Origin of the sequence: Psychrobacter sp. A3 (assembly GCF_028823565.1) — a bacterium.
GTDB lineage: Bacteria > Pseudomonadota > Gammaproteobacteria > Pseudomonadales > Moraxellaceae > Psychrobacter > Psychrobacter celer.
Map to the genome: position 1 here is coordinate 1 of NZ_JAPEHS010000054.1, position 17,548 is coordinate 17,548.

15 protein-coding genes are annotated in these 17,548 nt (G+C 48.8%); 13 read left to right on the forward strand and 2 right to left on the reverse strand.

Translation table 11 applies throughout. The features are described 5' to 3' along the window. Both murJ and ampD read right to left on the reverse strand, forming a co-directional pair. The coding region (gene murJ / locus NK638_RS08485) for a murein biosynthesis integral membrane protein MurJ (RefSeq protein WP_274632662.1) at nt 1–979 on the reverse strand (979 nt) is incomplete at its 3' end. Between the two features lie 151 nt (nt 980–1,130). Continuing rightward, entirely contained in the window at nt 1,131–1,730 is a 600-nt protein-coding gene (ampD, locus tag NK638_RS08490; protein WP_274632663.1) for a 1,6-anhydro-N-acetylmuramyl-L-alanine amidase AmpD, read from the reverse strand. 140 nt (nt 1,731–1,870) lie between these two features. On the opposite strand from ampD, the gene NK638_RS08495 reads away from it, so the two are divergent. The 13 genes from NK638_RS08495 (at nt 1,871) to lpxC (ending at nt 17,383) form a co-directional block, all read left to right on the forward strand. Then, nucleotides 1,871–3,949, forward strand: coding sequence for an Lnb N-terminal periplasmic domain-containing protein (locus NK638_RS08495; protein WP_274632664.1), 2,079 nt, complete (start codon nt 1,871–1,873; stop codon nt 3,947–3,949). 9 nt (nt 3,950–3,958) lie between these two features. After that, nucleotides 3,959–4,795, forward strand: coding sequence for an SDR family oxidoreductase (locus NK638_RS08500; RefSeq protein WP_274632665.1), 837 nt, complete (start codon nt 3,959–3,961; stop codon nt 4,793–4,795). Nucleotides 4,796–4,900: 105 nt separating this feature from the next. After that, a complete protein-coding gene (locus NK638_RS08505) occupies nt 4,901–5,476 on the forward strand; it encodes a hypothetical protein (RefSeq protein WP_274632666.1) in 576 nt (191 codons plus the stop codon). Nucleotides 5,477–5,519: 43 nt separating this feature from the next. Beyond that, the gene (locus tag NK638_RS08510; RefSeq protein WP_274632667.1) at nt 5,520–5,897 is read left to right on the forward strand and encodes a hypothetical protein; all 378 of its coding nucleotides are present in this window, start codon (nt 5,520–5,522) and stop codon (nt 5,895–5,897) included. Between the two features lie 61 nt (nt 5,898–5,958). Next, the gene (gene pyrE / locus NK638_RS08515) at nt 5,959–6,666 is read left to right on the forward strand and encodes an orotate phosphoribosyltransferase (RefSeq protein ID WP_274632668.1); all 708 of its coding nucleotides are present in this window, start codon (nt 5,959–5,961) and stop codon (nt 6,664–6,666) included. Nucleotides 6,667–6,778: 112 nt separating this feature from the next. Continuing rightward, the gene (gene gshB, locus NK638_RS08520; RefSeq protein ID WP_274632669.1) at nt 6,779–7,750 is read left to right on the forward strand and encodes a glutathione synthase; all 972 of its coding nucleotides are present in this window, start codon (nt 6,779–6,781) and stop codon (nt 7,748–7,750) included. Nucleotides 7,751–8,215: 465 nt separating this feature from the next. After that, on the forward strand, nt 8,216–9,301 hold the full coding sequence (gene murG, locus NK638_RS08525; protein ID WP_274632670.1) for an undecaprenyldiphospho-muramoylpentapeptide beta-N-acetylglucosaminyltransferase: 1,086 nt from the start codon (nt 8,216–8,218) through the stop codon (nt 9,299–9,301). Nucleotides 9,302–9,398: 97 nt separating this feature from the next. Then, on the forward strand, nt 9,399–10,838 hold the full coding sequence (murC, locus tag NK638_RS08530; protein WP_274632671.1) for a UDP-N-acetylmuramate--L-alanine ligase: 1,440 nt from the start codon (nt 9,399–9,401) through the stop codon (nt 10,836–10,838). A gap of 168 nt (nt 10,839–11,006) precedes the next feature. Then, complete coding sequence (locus NK638_RS08535) at nt 11,007–11,975, forward strand: D-alanine--D-alanine ligase (protein WP_274632672.1); 969 nt, start codon at nt 11,007–11,009, stop codon at nt 11,973–11,975. Nucleotides 11,976–12,385: 410 nt separating this feature from the next. Further along, nucleotides 12,386–13,177 carry a cell division protein FtsQ/DivIB gene (locus tag NK638_RS08540; RefSeq protein WP_075100450.1) on the forward strand — a complete coding sequence of 264 codons (792 nt, stop codon included), beginning with the start codon at nt 12,386–12,388 and terminating at the stop codon, nt 13,175–13,177. A gap of 222 nt (nt 13,178–13,399) precedes the next feature. Continuing rightward, nucleotides 13,400–14,692: a cell division protein FtsA gene (ftsA, locus tag NK638_RS08545; protein ID WP_199774450.1), complete on the forward strand. Its 1,293-nt coding sequence runs from the start codon at nt 13,400–13,402 to the stop codon at nt 14,690–14,692. 275 nt (nt 14,693–14,967) lie between these two features. Beyond that, nucleotides 14,968–16,167: a cell division protein FtsZ gene (gene ftsZ, locus NK638_RS08550; protein WP_192996105.1), complete on the forward strand. Its 1,200-nt coding sequence runs from the start codon at nt 14,968–14,970 to the stop codon at nt 16,165–16,167. Nucleotides 16,168–16,465: 298 nt separating this feature from the next. Beyond that, nucleotides 16,466–17,383, forward strand: coding sequence for a UDP-3-O-acyl-N-acetylglucosamine deacetylase (gene lpxC, locus NK638_RS08555; protein WP_075100744.1), 918 nt, complete (start codon nt 16,466–16,468; stop codon nt 17,381–17,383). The last annotated feature ends 165 nt before the right edge of the window (nt 17,384–17,548 follow it).

Consider the following 17,548-nt stretch of genomic DNA (forward strand, 5'->3'; position numbering starts at 1 on the left):
CCGCCGACGCTGGCACGCCCACCAAAATAATCAGACGAGCCGCCCAGTCGATGGTCTTTTTAAAGCTGACATCGTCTTTTTGCGCTTCGCTCTTTGATAAGCTGGGCAAAATAACCGTCCCAATCGCCACCCCGATGAGCCCAAGCGGTAGCTCACTCATGCGCTCGGCTGCATAGAGCCAAGAGACTGAGCCGCCTATCATCAATGAGGCAAAGACGGTATTGAGCAGCAGATTAATCTGGGTGACCGAGACACCAAAGATAGCAGGTAGCATCAGCTTTAGAATACGTCTGACGCCTTCATGTTTGAAGTCAACCTTGGGCGCGACCAGCAGCTTTTGTTGCCAAAGCTGCGGCAGCTGTATCAAAAACTGTAGCAATCCTGCGATAGCCACTGCATAGCCGAGCGCCATGATCGGTGTATCAAACATCGGCGCGAAAATCAGCGCGCCACCAATCATGCATAAGTTTAATAACACGGGGGCGAAGGCTGGTGCGGCAAAGCGGCCATAGCTTTGTAGGATACCGCTGGCAAAGGCGGTCATAGAGATAAACAGCAAATACGGAAAAGTCAGGCGCAGCAGCTCAGCGGTGATGGCAAATTTGTCGGGTTGTTCAGCAAACCCTGGGGCAAACAGTGTCACCACCCACGGCGCAATTAAAATCACCAGCACCGTCAGCATGGACAGCACTAGTAGCAGTGCCCCTGAGGTACGACTGACCAAAATTTGCACCTGCTGTAGGCTATATTTTTCTTTATACTCAGACAGCACAGGGACGAATGCTTGGCTAAAAGCGCCTTCGGCAAACAGACGCCGCAAAAAGTTTGGAATCTTAAAAGCGACCAAAAAGGCATCCATCAGGCCACCTGCGCCAAACACGCCCAATAACACCACATCACGTACCAAGCCTAAAATACGAGACAGCATGGTCATGCTACTGACGACCATCGTAGAGCGAAATAACCGACTTTTTGCCATAAGAACCTGTTTTGCTATGTTGTTTACTGATCAGGGGTTGCTGATAAGAAGTTACTGAGTGGTAGGTGTCAAAAAACTGACAGATTATAGCACTTTCGTTATCGAGATAAATGGAACGACTGTGGAAATGCTACCAGCCAGTCACCACCAGCTATCCTGCCATTTGGTGAGCAATAAGCTCACGCAGCCGCGCCCATTCAAAAAACTCGCCTGGATCGGTCTTGCGTCCAGGGGCGATGTCGCTGTGTCCAGTGAGGTGACGGCGGGTGTTGGGGTAGGCGCTATATATAGCCGCGACGACGGCTGCAAGCGTGTGGTATTGCGCGGCGGTAAAGGACACAAAATCAGACCCTTCAAGCTCGATGCCGATGCTATAATCATTACACTCAGGTCGCCCAAGGTAGCTGGATCTGCCAGCATGCCACGCGCGCTCATTGAAGTTGACAAATTGCGTAATTGCGCCATCACGTTCTATGAACAGGTGCGCTGACACTTCAGCACCTTTGATCGTCTGAAAATACGGATGGGCGTCCCAGTCCAACTGATTGGTAAATAGTGCTTTGACATAATGCACACCATCAGAGCCGCATGCGCCAAACTCGTTGGGCGGTAGACTGATATTGTGAATGACAATGGTATCAATCGTAGTGTGCTCAGGTCGCTTATTAAAATTGGGTGATGCAAGCCAAGTGGCGGCCGATAGTAGGCCATCATCGATAGTCATGGATGATGGAATGGTTGAGCTGGGCATAATGTTCTCTTTATATTGTCGTTTTCGTTATAAATAGGTTGAGCGCAGATGTTAGATGTATGGCATCGATGGTGGTGGTTAGCATATTTAGGTTTATATTCACTCATATGATTCATATGATAACGGGCGAGAGTTTCCTCATGTCTACAAATCCGATTTTTGCTGTAAATTGTACCTCAAGCGCTACTCGCCTGCGAGCGTGCTGCGTGCGTGCACGTTTGCCTTTTGCAGTGGCAGCGCTGCTACTCTCAGCGCAAGTGCAGGCTGTGTTGCCGATGCCTGCGTCTTTGGTGATGACAGGTGAGCTGGCGGCTGCGCCAACCATCACGGCTGATATTAGCCAGAGCCTAACGCCGCAGACTGATGGCACCTTGCCTAGTCAAAATAGCGAAGCCGAGCAATTATTAGCCACCTGGCGTCAGCAGGTGCAAGCGCACAGTCTGGCTGAGCATACCACTTGGCGGCGATTGTTGTATTTTTTGGATGATAAAAAATCACTCTTTAATAAAGACGCGTCCAAAAGCCTTATTGATAGTCCTGCGTTTTTTCTCAGCACTGACGGCCAGCACGACGCTGGCGCTGAGCTGGATGCGCTGCTAGTGGCCTTGGCCGAGCAGATGGTCGCACCGCCTGAGTCCAAACCCAGCAGCGATGCACAGTCCGCTATTTGCCGGTTTCCTGCGCGCACACACTGGCTCACTCAGAGGCTAGGCATTGATAGCTCAAGCTTGCAAGCGGACTGCCCTGAGCTGACAGAGTGGATGGCGATGCTAAACCCCGAGCAGCTATCTATTATGTTTGCTGAGGAGTACTTGGACAATCCAATCTCCGCGTTCGCCCATACCCTGCTACGTATCAACTCACCGATCAGCGCTGCTGACCCCAGTCAGATTCACCATGCTTACGCCCTCAATGACACCGTCGATGGCGACCCTGACGATGCATTCGCTGTTTATGCCATTAAAGCTACCAGCGGCGGTTATAATAATAGAATTGAGATCGACCCTTATCCCGAAAAGCTGGCCAAATATCTTAAAGACGATGAGCGTGACGCGTGGACGTATCAGTTGGATTTGACACCCGCAGAGGTGCAGCAAATCATCCTGCATGTGTGGGAAACTAAGGATTTAGACATTCCTTATTATTTTACCACGGATAACTGCGCCTCTGAGATTCTGCGTCTGATCGATGTGGTGCGCCCCGAGCAGGATTTGCTCAGCCAGCTGCCTTATGTGGTCATTCCCTCCGATGTGGTCAAGCTGCTTGATGAGGAGTCTTTATTGGCAGATGCCAGCCATACCCCATCTGACAGTACCGTGCGTCAAGCTGAGCTAAATAATGCCAAGGCGGCCGCACTGGGCTATCAAAACCTCACCAATGATGACGCGAGTAATATTCAATCAGCCGCGCGCAATGTGGCATCGAGTATCTCAGCTGGCGATAAAAAGACCATCATAGATCATGGTATTATTGCCTCGGACAACAACCCAATCGATAGACATCCATTACAAGTGGCTCAGATTGGCGCAGGTCAGCGTGGTGATAATGGCTACCTTGATGTGGGGTTGCGTTTGGGATTCCATGATACCTTGGATCGCGCTTTAGGATTTCCGCAGTTTTTTAATCTAGAGGCACTGGCTGCGACCGTGCGTTTTTATGAGCCAGATCGTGTGGTGTTAGAGAATTTTACAATACTACGAGGTCGCTCTTTTAATCCTGTCAATACCGCCAAGCAAGGCAAAAGCTGGGGCGTCAGTGTCGAGGCGACCCGCGTAAATGATGGCTCGCAACCATCAGGGCGTGATCACTTGGTCGGTAGCGCCGGCTATGAGACGGGCTGGTCGTGGGCGCTCGGCAGCCCAAAAGCTGGCAGCGGTGAGATGCCGCAGCAGCTATGCTACGCCCTATTGTCAGGGAAGGGGCAAGCAGGGCGCGGCATCCATAAAGGCTTTCGTATCGGTGCTGGGGTCAATACAGGCTGTGACTATCAGATTAACAATCAGTTACGCGCGCAGGCCCAATTACAATTGCCATATTGGTATCATGGCAGCAGTGGCGACCCAGACGCTCGCAGTCATTATTGGCAGCCAATCTCAAGCGTCGGCCTACAGTACGATATCGATAAAAATCAAGCAGTGCGCATCAATGCCAGCTATGAGTGGCAGGAGCGTATCGATGCCAATGACGATATACAGCTGTCATACCGACGCTATTTTTAAGGATATAAAATGAGTATGCACCTACTGATTATCGGACAAGGCGACATCGGACTGCCCGTGGCCAATAAACTGGCGCAGGACGGTTTGTCAGTCACCGGTCTTGCTCGCCGCAGCCGCGAGCACTATGATTTAAATGATCAAGCAAGCTTTATGCAAGCAGATGCCTTGCGCTTGCGCGCTGATGAGCTACAAGACTTTACCCATCTGGCGATTATCGTCACGCCGGATGACTATTCAGCCAGCGGTTATCAAAATAGCTATTTGGCGATTGCTCAGCATGTAGCCGCGCTGGCCGAGCAACTACCACATCTGACGCGCGTTGTGTTTATTTCGTCAACGGGCGTTTATGGGCAGGATGGCGGCGAGTGGATAGACGAAGAGACGGTGCCGACCCTGCCTGAGCGCGAAGCCTCGCAAATTATCTTGCAAGCAGAAAGGGTACTGCAGCAAGGCTTTGGTGATCGCGCCATTGTTATTCGCCCTAGTGGTATCTATGGGCGCGAGCGTCTGATGCGCCTGCGTCAAGCCCGCGATCCGCAAAAAAAGCCCGTCGCCGCTGCCCACTGGAGCAATCGTATTATGGATAGCGATTTGGTCAATATCATCGTCAATGTCTTGACCATTGCTGCGCCAAAGCCGCTTTATATTGCGACGGATTATGCGCCAGTCACCACCTTGGAGCTTGGTGTTTGGCTCAGTGCGCAAGTGGGAGAAGCACCGCCAGCGATAGCGGACGAAAAAACCGCTGTCACGGGCAAGCGTCTGCACAGCAATATACCATTAGCGTGGCTTGACTATCCTGACTGGCAAGTAGGTTACCGTGATATTTTGCGCCATCAAGCGTAAAATAGCCATCTATCGTCAACCCTATCGTTCAGTTATTCTAAAACCGATACAGCACAGCCGGTACTTATTTCGCGCTTATCGTTTTTTATTATTGATGGAGATTTCATGACCCAGCCTTCTACTTCTGAGAGCCGCTTATCTACTGCAAAGCACGCAGCAAGCGACATGCTGGCAGAAGGCAATGCTGAGCGCTCCTCTACGTTGCCTGATAGTCAGCAGCCTGCCATCGTGCACCCTAATTTTGATCCAAGCCAAGCGCCGCTCGATCCTGCACGGCCGCTGAGTGATATTCCAGAGCCAGCGCGGCGGCTAAACGGTCAGCTGCGCCGGCTTTACGGCAACTCTAAACGGTTTTATCAGCCTTGTACAAGCAGTTTATCGAAATGGGCGCTGATTGCCTCTGAGGCGTTGGCTGAGCATTTGGCGCTATTACAGGCAGCAAAGCTTGTCGAGTTGCCTGACAGCTTTTATCAAAACCACAGCGAACAGCCGCTACTATCGCCGCTCGGTGACATGATATTGTTGGATATGGCCGATATCCATCAGGCCATGCGCGCGTATCCAGCGCTTCATCGTTATGGTTTTGCGCCTACTGATCGCTCGGTAAAAACTCACCAAACAAGCGCAGGCTCGCCTGAGAAGACCAACCGCCTCCCTGTACGCCCTTATCAAACGCTATAATCCTGACGAGTTACTAAGCGATGCCTATGCTGATGACTGGCAGGTGATCTTGCAGCCGCAGCAGTTTGAAACGGGTGAAGGTAGCTTGGCCACTGACATCATGGCGTGCAGCGCGGCGGTTCATGCGCTAAAGCAGTGCCAGACGCGTAAAAGCATCAATCACCGCTATAGTGCGGCGCAAGTGTGCCAGTACGTACGCAGCTATTTGCTCAGTCAGGTGATCTGTGAGCCTGCGCAGCGCCATGTTTATCGGCAAATTCGAGTGTTTGCAGGGCATATCGTGGTCGCCGCCTACTATTTGGGCTGGGACATACAAGTCAGCCATGACGGTCACTGTTACTTTAACCTCTCATCGCGTAATGGCTTATTGATGCGTTATCCCAATATGCAGGATTATGCCATCAATGGTTGGTCAAGCTGATCAATAATGCGTACAATAACGCCACTTTTTTGCCTTTTTTTTTTGCTAATAGGAATATTTCATGCTCAATGCCGCAACTGCTGACGCTCAAACCGCCTCTTTTTCTTCTCATCAATTTATTCAGCTGGCGCTTGATAACCAAGTGCTTAAGTTTGGCGAGTTTGTCCTAAAGTCTGGTCGTATCAGCCCCTATTTTTTTAATGCAGGCTTGCTGGCGACAGGTAAGATGTTGTCTCTGCTGGCACGCGGCTATGCAGATGCTTTGGCGGCACAAATGACCAAAAGTGACGAGGCGGACATGCAAGAGCTGGTCATCTTTGGTGCGGCTTATAAAGGCATTCCCTTTGTTGCTGCCACCGCGCAAGCGTTGTGGCAGCATCACGGTATCAACGCCAAATGGGGCTATAACCGCAAAGAAGCCAAAACACATGGCGAGGGCGGTAACTTGGTGGGTGCAGATGTCAGCGGTAAGGCGGTCTGGGTGCTCGATGATGTGATTACGGCTGGCACAGCGATGCGTGAAGTGGTCGAGATACTCGAGCAAGCGGGCGCCAGCGTGGCAGGTATTATCGTGGCGCTTGATCGAAAAGAAAAAGGCCAAGGTGAGCACTCTGCTATCCAAGAGCTGGCCGCGACGCTAAACGTACCAGTAAGAGCATTGGTCGATATCGACGATCTGATCAGCTATTTGGCAGCGGCAAACGGCCAGTACAAAGATGCCACCCAACTTGCAAAAATGCAGCATTACCGCGCCCAGTACGGTGTATAGTTGGTCATTATCGTTATAGTGGCTGCTGCTCTGTGATTGCTAGTGTACATATCGGCTATATATCAGTTATATATCAGCACGCCGAAATCATCTAATATAAATGAGTCTTATTATGAGCCAAGAAAATCAAAAAAAATCCTTACACATACTGGTCATCATGGACCCTATCGAGCAGGTCAATTATAAAAAGGACACCAGCTTGGCGATGATGTGGGCGGCTCAAGACCGTGGTCATACGCTTGGCTATTGTCAGATTCATGATCTGTGGCTGGATCGCGGTCAGTTGATGGCCGACACCCAGCCTGTGACCGTCAAACGAGATCCGGCAGATTTTTATAGCTTGGGCGACAAGGCCACAGGCGCGATCATTGATTATGATGTGGTTTTGATGCGTAAAGATCCACCGTTTGACATGCGCTTCATTTATGCCACCTATATGCTGGATCATGCCAAGGCAGCAGGCGTATTGGTGGTCAATGACCCACAAGCGATTCGCGACTGTAATGAAAAGCTGTTTGCCACTTGGTTTAGCGACTATATGAGTCCGACGATTGTGACCAGCAAACAGGCACACATTCGCCAGTTTATCGCCGAGCAACAAGACGTCATCGTCAAACCCTTAGACGGCATGGGCGGCACCGGTATTTTTCGCCTGACCGCTGACAGCCCAAATATCGGGGTGACGTTAGAGGTTTTGACCGAGCTTGAGACCTTGCCGATCATGGCGCAGCGCTACTTACCTGAGATCGCCGAGGGCGATAAGCGTGTGCTCATCGTCGATGGAGTGGTGGTCGATTATAGCTTGGCACGTATTCCAGTCAAAGGCGAAACGCGTGGCAATCTTGCGGCCGGTGGTAGTGGGGTGGCGATGCCGCTCACCGATATAGAGCGTCAAGTGGCAGAGGTCGTCGCGCCCATTGTCAAAGAAAAAGGTCTTATGTTTGTCGGGCTTGATTTGATCGGCGGCCGTATCACAGAGATTAACGTTACCAGTCCGACTTGTGTACGCGAGATTGATGACCAGTGTGGCACCGATATTGCTACAGATTTGATTATTGCAATCGAGCACAAGCGTGCTCATTAGGGCGTATCCTCATTTTAAAAATAGCGATAAAAATGAGATAAATTGCCGCCAAACAAGGAAAATAGCGCAGATAATATCGAGATATTAGCCAGCTATTTGACGATGGTTGGCAAAATTTGGCCATTTTTAGCCCACTTAGATGGCTATCGATTGAATTGAGGACACGCCCTAAACAAAGCAGTAACGATAGCGTAATTTATTACTAAAGTATGTGCACAATGAGAAAAAAACCTTGTGCTAAGATGGGGCCGAAAAATGCGCCTCTAAGCACATGCTAATAACGCCCAAGCCGTGATTTTTCATGGCTTGGATTTTTGTTATGAACTGTGCATAAAGTACTATATATCAGCCCATAATTTACACTATACTATGCCAGCTTTCGGCGGCTCGTTTTGGACGGTGGGCCATGACCACGATAGGACAATAAGTGCTTCATATAAATACAAAAAAGATAGGCAGGGGTTCATGAAAACACCGCATATACTAATGATGGCTGCTGGGACAGGCGGCCACGTGTTTCCGGCACTGGCCGTTAGTGAAGAGCTGAGCAAACGCGGCGCGGTGATTCATTGGCTGGGCACGCCCGCTGGTATGGAAAACCGTTTGGTCGAGCCGACAGGCTACCGCTTTCATGCAATCGATATGCAGGGTCTGCGTGGCAAGGGCGTTGGCCGTCTCTTAAAGCTGCCGGTGACCCTGCTCTCGGCGACGATGGCGGCTATCAAAGTGATTCGTAGCAATCAGATCGATATGGTGGTGGGTTTTGGAGGCTATGTCACTGCGCCTGGCGGTATTGCAGCGCGTTTGACCAAAACCCCACTGATCATTCATGAGCAAAACGCCATCGCTGGTATGAGCAATCGCTATTTGTCCAAGATGGCGACCAAGGTGCTACAAGCGTTTGAAGATACGTTTGCCAATAGCCAGCAGGATGCTAAACTTGAGACTGTGGGCAACCCTGTGCGCAACGCCATTACGGGCGTCACGAAGCCTGCTGAGCGTTATGATATCCACGACAGCACGCCCCTCAAGCTATTAGTAGTAGGCGGATCGCTGGGTGCACAAGCGCTCAATACCAATGTGCCCAAGGCTTTGGCGCTATTAGATCAGCCGTTTGATGTGCGTCATCAATGCGGCCGTAGTAATGAACAAACGACGCAAGCGGCCTACGATCATGAGGATTTGAGCCAGCACACGTTTGTGGTACAGCCTTTTATCGATGACATGGCTGCCGCCTATAATTGGGCAGATGTCATTGTATGCCGTGCCGGCGCTTTGACGGTCACTGAGATTCAAAACGTCGGTATTGCGGCGATTTTTGTGCCATTGCCACACGCAGTGGATGACCATCAAACCGCCAATGCCCGCACGTTAACTGACCACGGTGCTGCGATTTTATTGCCGCAGTCTGAGCTGACCGCGCAGCGCTTGAGCCAAGAGCTGGCGGCACTGGATCGCGCGACGTGTTTGGAGATGGCCAAAAAAGGCCACGCGCTTGCCAATCGCCATGCCAGCAAGCAGGTTGCTGATATCATTTGGCAAACGTTATAGTTTCTATCGTTGTCAGCGACACGCGTTGAGGCTGATTGTCTTAATCAGTTATTTTGACTCACCCTATTTTATTTGCCTTTAACCAAGAGAATCTCTTATGTCTACCTCTGAAAAATCTCTACCCAAGCGTTTGATCGAAATACCAGAAATGCGCCGTATTCAACATCTGCATTTTGTCGGTATTGGCGGCTCGGGGATGTGCGGTATTGCAGAGGTGATGAACAATCAAGGCTATCAGGTCAGCGGCTCTGATATTGCTGACACTGTGGTGACGCGCCGCTTACAGAAGATAGGTATCGATATATCGATTGGGCATGACTCTAAAAACATCGCCAACGCCGATGTCATCGTTGTGTCCTCCGCGATTGATCGGAGCAATCCTGAGGTCAAAGCAGCATTAGAAGCGCGCCTGCCTGTGGTGCGCCGTGCTGATATGTTGGGCGAGCTGATGCGTTATCGTCATGGTATCGCGGTTGCGGGTGCACATGGCAAGACCACCACCACCAGCTTATTGACCACAATGATGGCAGAGGCGCAGCTAGATCCAACCTACGTCATCGGCGGTAAACTCAATGCGTCTGGCAAAAACGCCGCGCTCGGTAGCAGTCGTTATTTGGTGGCCGAGGCCGATGAGTCAGATGCGTCGTTTTTGTCCTTGCATCCGATGGCAGCGATTGTGACCAATATCGATCAAGACCATATGGACACTTACGAAAACAGCTTTGATAAGCTCAAAGCGGCTTATATTCAGTTTTTACAAAACATGCCGTTTTATGGTTTGGCCGTGGTTTGCGGTGATGATCCTGAGCTGTATGCGATGATTGACGATATTGGCCGTCCAGTATTGACCTTTGGGCTTGAGCCTTTTAATGATGTGCAAGCGATCGATGTGGTAAGTGAAGGCACCAAGACGCATTTCACTGTATTGCGCCGCGACCGCGAGCCGCTGCGTCTTACCTTAAACATCCCTGGCATCCATAACGTTTACAATGCGCTGGCCGCTATTACCATGGCGACCGATGAAGGCGTCGATGATGAGGCGATTACTCGCGCTTTACAAAAGTTTGAAGGCGTTGGCCGCCGCTTTGAGCAGCACGCCGCTGTGGCTGTCGATGAGGGCAATGTGTTACTCATTGATGACTATGGCCATCATCCAAAAGAAGTCGATGCGACGATTAAAGCGGCGCGCCAAAGCTTTCCGGATCGCCGCTTGGTGATGCTGTTTCAGCCGCACCGTTATACCCGCACGCGTGACTGCTATGATGAGTTTGTCGAAGTGCTCTCAAGCGTCGATGAGTTGTTGTTATTAGAGGTTTACTCTGCAGGCGAACATCCGATTGCTGGTGCTGATACCAAATCCTTAGCACGCAGTATCCGTCTGCGTGGTGAGGTCGAGCCAACGATTATCGATAAGGACAATCTGGCCCCTGCTATGCAGCGTTTATTGAAGGCCAATGACATGCTAATCACCCAAGGCGCTGGTAATGTTGGGCAGATTGCTATCGACTTGGCCGCAAACAACCTTTATATCCAGTAAGCTAAAAGACTTTTAGGAATTATCCTCATGACGATACAAACTCAGCAAGACACTCTAGATAGACTGGCAGAGACGCTAAAACAAGATGAGCCTATCACTGAGGATAAAACCATTATCATCAACCCAGAGCCAGCCATCGCAGCAGCGGCACAAGCAGGGAAGAGCAGTATGGAAAACAAGCAATCAACCAAAAAGCAGTCATCAAAAGCGGTGACCTCTAAAGTTAAAAATGCCAGTGAATTTGGTAAAGTAGCCGTTGTTTATGGTGGCAGTAGCAATGAGCGCAGTGTGTCACTAGACAGCGGGGCTGCTGTATTACAGGCTTTGCAAAACCAAGGCGTTGATGTCACCCATTTTGATCCTAAGCACCAAGACATCATCGAGCTGCGTCAATATGATCGCGTGTTTAATGTCTTGCATGGTCGCGGCGGCGAAGACGGCTTGCTACAAGGCGTGCTGCAATGGTTCGATATTCCGCAGACAGGCTCAGGTGTTTTGGCCTCGGCACTGGGTATGGATAAAGTACGCACCAAGCAGTTATGGCAAGGGTGCGGCTTATCAACCGCGCCGTTCTCATTATTGACAGCCGACACCGATTGGCAGCAAGTGGTCAATACGCTGGGTTTGCCGCTCATTATCAAACCGGTGCATGAAGGTTCAAGCATTGGCATGACCAAAGTCAACAATCTCGACGAGCTACCGGCCGCCTATGCAACAGCCGTGCAGTGCGGCGACGCGGTCATGGCAGAGCGCTGGATTACTGGCCGTGAGTTTACCATCGTGATCATCGATGACGAGGCCTACCCTGTGATTCGCCTTGAGCCTGCCGATATCACCAATTTTTACGACTTTGAAGCCAAGTACAATCGCAACGACACCAGCTACTATATCCCTTGCGGCTTAAGTGCCACCGACGAAAAGCACTTACAAGAGCTGAGCCTTGCCGCGTTCCGTGCCGTCGATGCCAAAGGCTGGGGCCGCATCGATGCCATGCAGGACGAGGCGGGCAATTTTTGGCTGCTAGAAATCAACACAGTACCTGGGATGACCAGTCATAGCTTGGTGCCGATGGCTGCAAAAGCACGCGGTATGGATTTTGACGCGCTGTGCTGGCATATTTTGTCTCAGACTGTGTAGTGAAGGTTAGCAAAAGCTGTTTTATCCGGAAACCAGCAGGGTTTGAAAACGGATAATGTATCGCTAGCGCTGCTGTGTCATAGCTTCATGTAAACTTGTGTAAATTCATAGTCACTCTTGGGGGTTAGGCTATTGTTTGACCACAAAATACGTTAATATTGTAATTATTAGGTTGTTTTGGTGATATTTGTGTTTTTTATGAGCAGCTGTCATAAGGCGTTCATAAAGTAAGAAAAATGTTACATTTAACAGAGCATGACCGCACTATAAATGTCGTTTTCTCCCAAGTATTTGCTAACCTACTATTTAGATTAGACGGTTTGCACTCAAACGGTTTGCAACATCGATGAGAAAATTAATATCAACAAACAGCATGAGCAATCTATGCAAATATAGGGAAAAAGGTCGTTATGGCTCAAACCGTCAACGAGGCAACTGACTTGATGAGTGATAAAACCCGTCGCCCGACCTCTAGTTTTCAAGTACCGACTTCGGTTAGATACTTATTTATGGTCTTGGTACTAGGTTTGTTGGTACTGATACTACTGATGGGCGGCAAGGCGCTGCGTGATGCCCCGCCAGCTGCTATTCATGTGAGCAATCAGGGCTTGACCGTGACGCAGTATCGTTCGCTCAGCCAAGTGATGAATCAGCAAAAAGTCAGTAGTTTTTTTACCTCTGATTTGCAAGCGCTCAGAGACATCGCAACAGGGCTGGCGTGGGTCGATCAAGTGAGTGTCTCACGCGATTGGCAACGCGGCATCGTGGTGACGGCACTGCCCAAACAAGCGATTGCAAACTTTGGTACAGAGCGACTGGTCGATGCAAAAGGCGCGGTTTTTGTGCCTGCTGATAGCAAAGATCTGGCGCAAGAGGGGTTTGCAACGCTGCAAGGTGAGATATCACAAGCACCAGTCATCATGCAGCAGATGCAGCAAGTCAACGACTGGTATGCGCCGCTAGGTATACAGGTCGAGGACATCATCTTATCACCCAGAATGACGTGGCTGATTCGTTTCGATAATGGATTGCGAGTGATTGTTGATAACGAAAATACGGCGCAAAAACTGCTTAATCTGAGTCAATTACTGGCCAATCAATTAAGCGATCGCCGCGATGAGATACAGTCAGTGGACTTGCGTTACAAAAACGGCTTTACCATCTCTTGGGATATCAGCGCGCCACCAGCACGCTCATCATAATCGGTGGTGATGCTGAGTGAAAAATGATAAAAGCCGGCTCAGAAAGATAAGCATGAGCGGTTATGCACAAACCCCATAAACAGCTAGTCATAGCGCACCGATAGATAGATGCTGTTTATTTAGTAAAAGTTGTTTGTTTACTACAAAGAATATAGCGATGGTTTTAATGATTTAATGGAGACGTCATCTGCTCTCCTGTTTAGCGATAATTTGTCTGGTACCATGAAAAATACTGAAAATCTGGTTGTTGTCCATCTAAGCGCCACGGCGGTATATGTCGTGATAGGCAATGTCGTCTCTGCAACAGACATTCGCATACTGGGCGTGGGACAAGTTAAAAACAGCGATTTTTATCAAGGGCAAATCAAACACCGCGAACGTCTACAAGGCGCCATCAAACAAGCCATTCAAGAAGCCGAAGACACGGCCAATTGCCGCGTGCATAGTGTGTGGCTCACGCTTGCCACGCCCGAGCTCCTCAGTAGCAACAGTGCAGGTGAGGTGCGAGTCGAAGACGAAGTGGTCCGTGCCAAAGACATGGTGCAAGCCCTATCCAATGCCAAATCCCGCGATTTGTCGCCAGATTATTATCTGATGCATTGCTGCCAGCAGGGTATCTATGTCGATGAGCAAGACTTTATGGTCGATGATGCCATTGAGATGATGGCGCACAACATCACCGTGATGTATCACATGATGATGATGCCGGTTTCTAGTCGCCAAAATATCCAAAAACTGTTGCAAAGCTGTGATGTCGGCATCGATCATATTGTGTTTGATGCGGTGACTAGTGCTGAGTATAGCTTGATGAGCGATGAGCGCCAGCAAGGGGTTTGCTTGGTGGATATTGGTGCTAGTACGACCAGTATTTGTGTCTATAAAGAAAACAAGCTGATTTTTACCCATTGTATCGCCACGGGTAGCCATGAGGTAACGATGGACATTTCAGCAGATTTTGGTATCTCGATGATTGAGGCAGAAAAGCTCAAAAAAACGTATGGTACCGTCGATGTCGATAGCGTCGATCCCAGCTCGTTTTTTCTTTTTAAGCCACAAGGCTCGAATGACGAGATCAATATCGGCACCTATAATCTGGCACGTATTATTGAAGCGCGCTATATACAGATATTTACCGAAGTGGCGCGTCAATTGCATGAGGCTGATCTAATCGGCTATATTGATAAAGGCATCGTGCTCACAGGCGGCGGTACGGCCATCAAAGGCATGATACCCTTTACCAAAAAGCTGCTAAAAATGCCGGTGGTGCTGACCAATACTCATCCTGCAATCAGCGCACACAATCATTTTGATAATGACGAAGCGTTTAGACAGCTCAATATCCAAGTGAATGATCGCGCTTATCAGACGGCATTTGGTACACTACTATATAGTCAAAGTGAGCAGTTTCGCCGCAGTGAAAAAAGCGAGCCTGAAGCCATCAAAAAAAGCCGCGTCACGGGCGTTTTTCAGAGCGCAGGCCAGCGTTTTGCCAATGTCTTAAAAAAGATACTATGACGCTGCTAAGTGCCGCTGATACTGTTGGGCCATGCTTTTAGTCGAGACACTCTGATATAGGCTTATAGAGGGGTGAGGCAAGAGCGAGACCGACAAACAATAGATTAAGCAGTAAATACCGTGCTAATACGACATATGTCGTATTAGCCAAACTATTTGGGCCATTTACCCTATTTTATTTAAATACATTTATATATAGTATGTCGATAGCGCGCCACATGAGTGCGTTACTACGTATCGAACATTACGCTATCTGCAACTGGAGAATCTTTCTTATGTTAAAATACACCATGCCAGATGATAACCAGCTTCAAAATAACGGCCAAGCAAGCTTCACAGTATTCGGTGTGGGTGGCGGCGGCGGTAATGCGGTTGAACATATGGTACAACAAGGGATTAGAGGTGTAACCTTCGTCTGTGCCAATACGGATAAACAAGCACTTGACCGTCTGACAGCGCCGCATAAACTGCAGCTGGGCGCAAAGACCAACCGCGGGCTAGGTGCTGGTGCCAACCCAGAAGTAGGCCGCGAAGCAGCAGAGAGCGAAGAAGAAGCCATCCGCGGCTTGCTTGAGCATTCAGATATGGTGTTTATTACCGCTGGAATGGGTGGTGGTACGGGTACGGGTGCCGCGCCAGTGGTGGCTCGTATCGCAAAAGAGATGGAAGTGTTGACAGTTGCTGTGGTGACCACGCCATTTAAATTTGAAGGTGGTAAACGCATCAAAGCGGCAAAGGCAGGTATCGAGCAGCTGACCAATTTTGTAGACTCTATCATTACCATTCCAAACGACAAGCTGATGAGCGTCTATGGCAATATCTCAATGCAGGATGCCTTTAAAAAAGCCGATGACGTATTATTGCATGCGGTTCAAGGTATCGCTGAGACCATCGCCAGCGAAGGTATGATTAATATTGACTTTAACGATATTCGCACTGCGATGACAGCCAAAGGTCACGCTATGATGGGAATTGGCCGCGCCAGCGGTGATGATCGTGCTCGTCAAGCCACAGAAAAAGCCATCAGATCGCCACTACTTGATGATTTACGCCTAGAAAACGCCAAAGGCCTGTTGGTCAACGTTATCTCCTCTGAGTCGTTATCACTCGATGAGATGAGCAAAATCAGTGAAATCGTCGAAGAAATCACAGACATCGATGACGCGCATATTTTCTACGGCTCAGTGATCGATGAAAAAATGGGCGATGATTTGCATGTTACTGTCATCGCAACCGGTCTTACTTTAGACGAAAACGCTGGCAAAGAGCCGGAAGTGAAAGAGCAGCCAGTACCGTCTGTAAACAGTACTCAGCCAGTTGATCCTAACGTACATACCAGTGCGTTAAACAGTCAAAAGCAGTCACAAGCTCAAATGTATCAAGACCATACTGCTCGCACAAACACCATACAAGAGCAGCCTAAGACCAAAACCAACAGTATTCAAGACTATCTAAAGCGTCAGCAAAACAAGTAGTTTGTCATACAGATTTTGTCTGTCATATAAGATATAGACAAAAAGGCCAGCATACATTGCTGGTTTTTTTGTGTCTGCTGTAGTTTACAAGCCTGCTTTAAGTGTAAAAAAGTATGACAGATTTTGAGATACAGGCACGGATATAAGAGAAAAAACAGACCATAGATAATGGCAAAAAATCAGTGATAAGTGTTATCAATCAAGGAGATAAGTAAATTAGCTACTTTTAACTATAGCGAAATAGGGGCGGGTAATGGTACACTATGGCAATTGTAACAAAATATGTGAGAAGACAGCCATGAACCAAAGAACCATAAAAACAGCGATAGCCGTTACAGGTACTGGTCTCCATAGTGGTCAGCCTGTTGACTTAGCGTTTCATCCGCAGCCAGTCGATACAGGTATTGTTTTCGAGCGCTCAGACATCGCCGGCAGCCAACCGATTCCAGCCAGTGCCTTTTTGGTACAAGATACCATGATGTCCTCCAATCTGGTCTTTGGAGGTACGCGCGTGGGTACGGTAGAGCATTTGCTTAGTGCGATTGCTGGACTGGGTATTGATAATTTATTGATTCGCGTGTCGGCATCAGAGATACCGATTATGGATGGCAGTGCCGCACCTTTTGTCGCCTTACTGCTGGAGGCGGGATTTTGTGAGCAAGAAGCACCCAAAAAATTCATTAAGATTGTGCGACCTGTACGAGTAAAAGTCGATGATAAATGGGCGGAGTTACGCCCTTATGAGGGGTTTGAATTAAACTTTGAGATTGACTTTGATCATCCTGCTATCGACAAAGACTTTCAGCACGCCCAATTGCAGTTCTCGACCCAAAACTTCATCGAGCAGCTCAGCTCGGCTCGTACATTTGGGTTTTTACGTGATATCGAAGCTTTGCGTCAAAACAACTTGGCGCTAGGCGGCAGTATGGACAATGCCATTGTCATCGATGATATGAGCGTGCTCAACGAAGAAGGCCTGCGTTTCAATGATGAGTTTGTCCGTCATAAAATTTTAGACGCATTGGGCGATTTATATCTGATAGGTTATCCTATTTTAGGTCGTTTTAATGCCTATAAGTCTGGTCATGCTCTAAACAATTTGCTGGTACGTGAGATACTATCTAATCATGATAACTTTGAAATTGTAACATTTGATGACAACGTAACTTGTCCGATCGAATATTTGCCACTCAATGGTTTGGCCGTTGAAGGATAAATACAGGAATATACACGAAGTATCGAAACATTTACGCAATATTACATAAGTCGACCATGCTTACAGTTACAAAATATTCTTATTTTTGAATATATTGTGTAGTTTACTTTAACAATTCTGCGCTAACCTAGACAATATAAAAGCTGTGGATAATTTTATAATCGT

Excerpts from the sequence above, each read along its gene's own strand:
- murC (WP_274632671.1), top strand. The coding sequence starts at position 9,399 with ATGTCTACCTCTGAAAAATCTCTACCCAAGCGTTTGATCGAAATACCA.
- NK638_RS08495 (WP_274632664.1), top strand. The coding sequence starts at position 1,871 with ATGTCTACAAATCCGATTTTTGCTGTAAATTGTACCTCAAGCGCTACT.
- ampD (WP_274632663.1), bottom strand. The coding sequence starts at position 1,730 with ATGCCCAGCTCAACCATTCCATCATCCATGACTATCGATGATGGCCTA.
- NK638_RS08505 (WP_274632666.1), top strand. The coding sequence starts at position 4,901 with ATGACCCAGCCTTCTACTTCTGAGAGCCGCTTATCTACTGCAAAGCAC.
- lpxC (WP_075100744.1), top strand. The coding sequence starts at position 16,466 with ATGAACCAAAGAACCATAAAAACAGCGATAGCCGTTACAGGTACTGGT.
- NK638_RS08500 (WP_274632665.1), top strand. The coding sequence starts at position 3,959 with ATGAGTATGCACCTACTGATTATCGGACAAGGCGACATCGGACTGCCC.
- murG (WP_274632670.1), top strand. The coding sequence starts at position 8,216 with ATGAAAACACCGCATATACTAATGATGGCTGCTGGGACAGGCGGCCAC.
- ftsA (WP_199774450.1), top strand. The coding sequence starts at position 13,400 with ATGAAAAATACTGAAAATCTGGTTGTTGTCCATCTAAGCGCCACGGCG.
- ftsZ (WP_192996105.1), top strand. The coding sequence starts at position 14,968 with ATGTTAAAATACACCATGCCAGATGATAACCAGCTTCAAAATAACGGC.
- NK638_RS08540 (WP_075100450.1), top strand. The coding sequence starts at position 12,386 with ATGGCTCAAACCGTCAACGAGGCAACTGACTTGATGAGTGATAAAACC.
- gshB (WP_274632669.1), top strand. The coding sequence starts at position 6,779 with ATGAGCCAAGAAAATCAAAAAAAATCCTTACACATACTGGTCATCATG.
- pyrE (WP_274632668.1), top strand. The coding sequence starts at position 5,959 with ATGCTCAATGCCGCAACTGCTGACGCTCAAACCGCCTCTTTTTCTTCT.
- NK638_RS08535 (WP_274632672.1), top strand. The coding sequence starts at position 11,007 with ATGGAAAACAAGCAATCAACCAAAAAGCAGTCATCAAAAGCGGTGACC.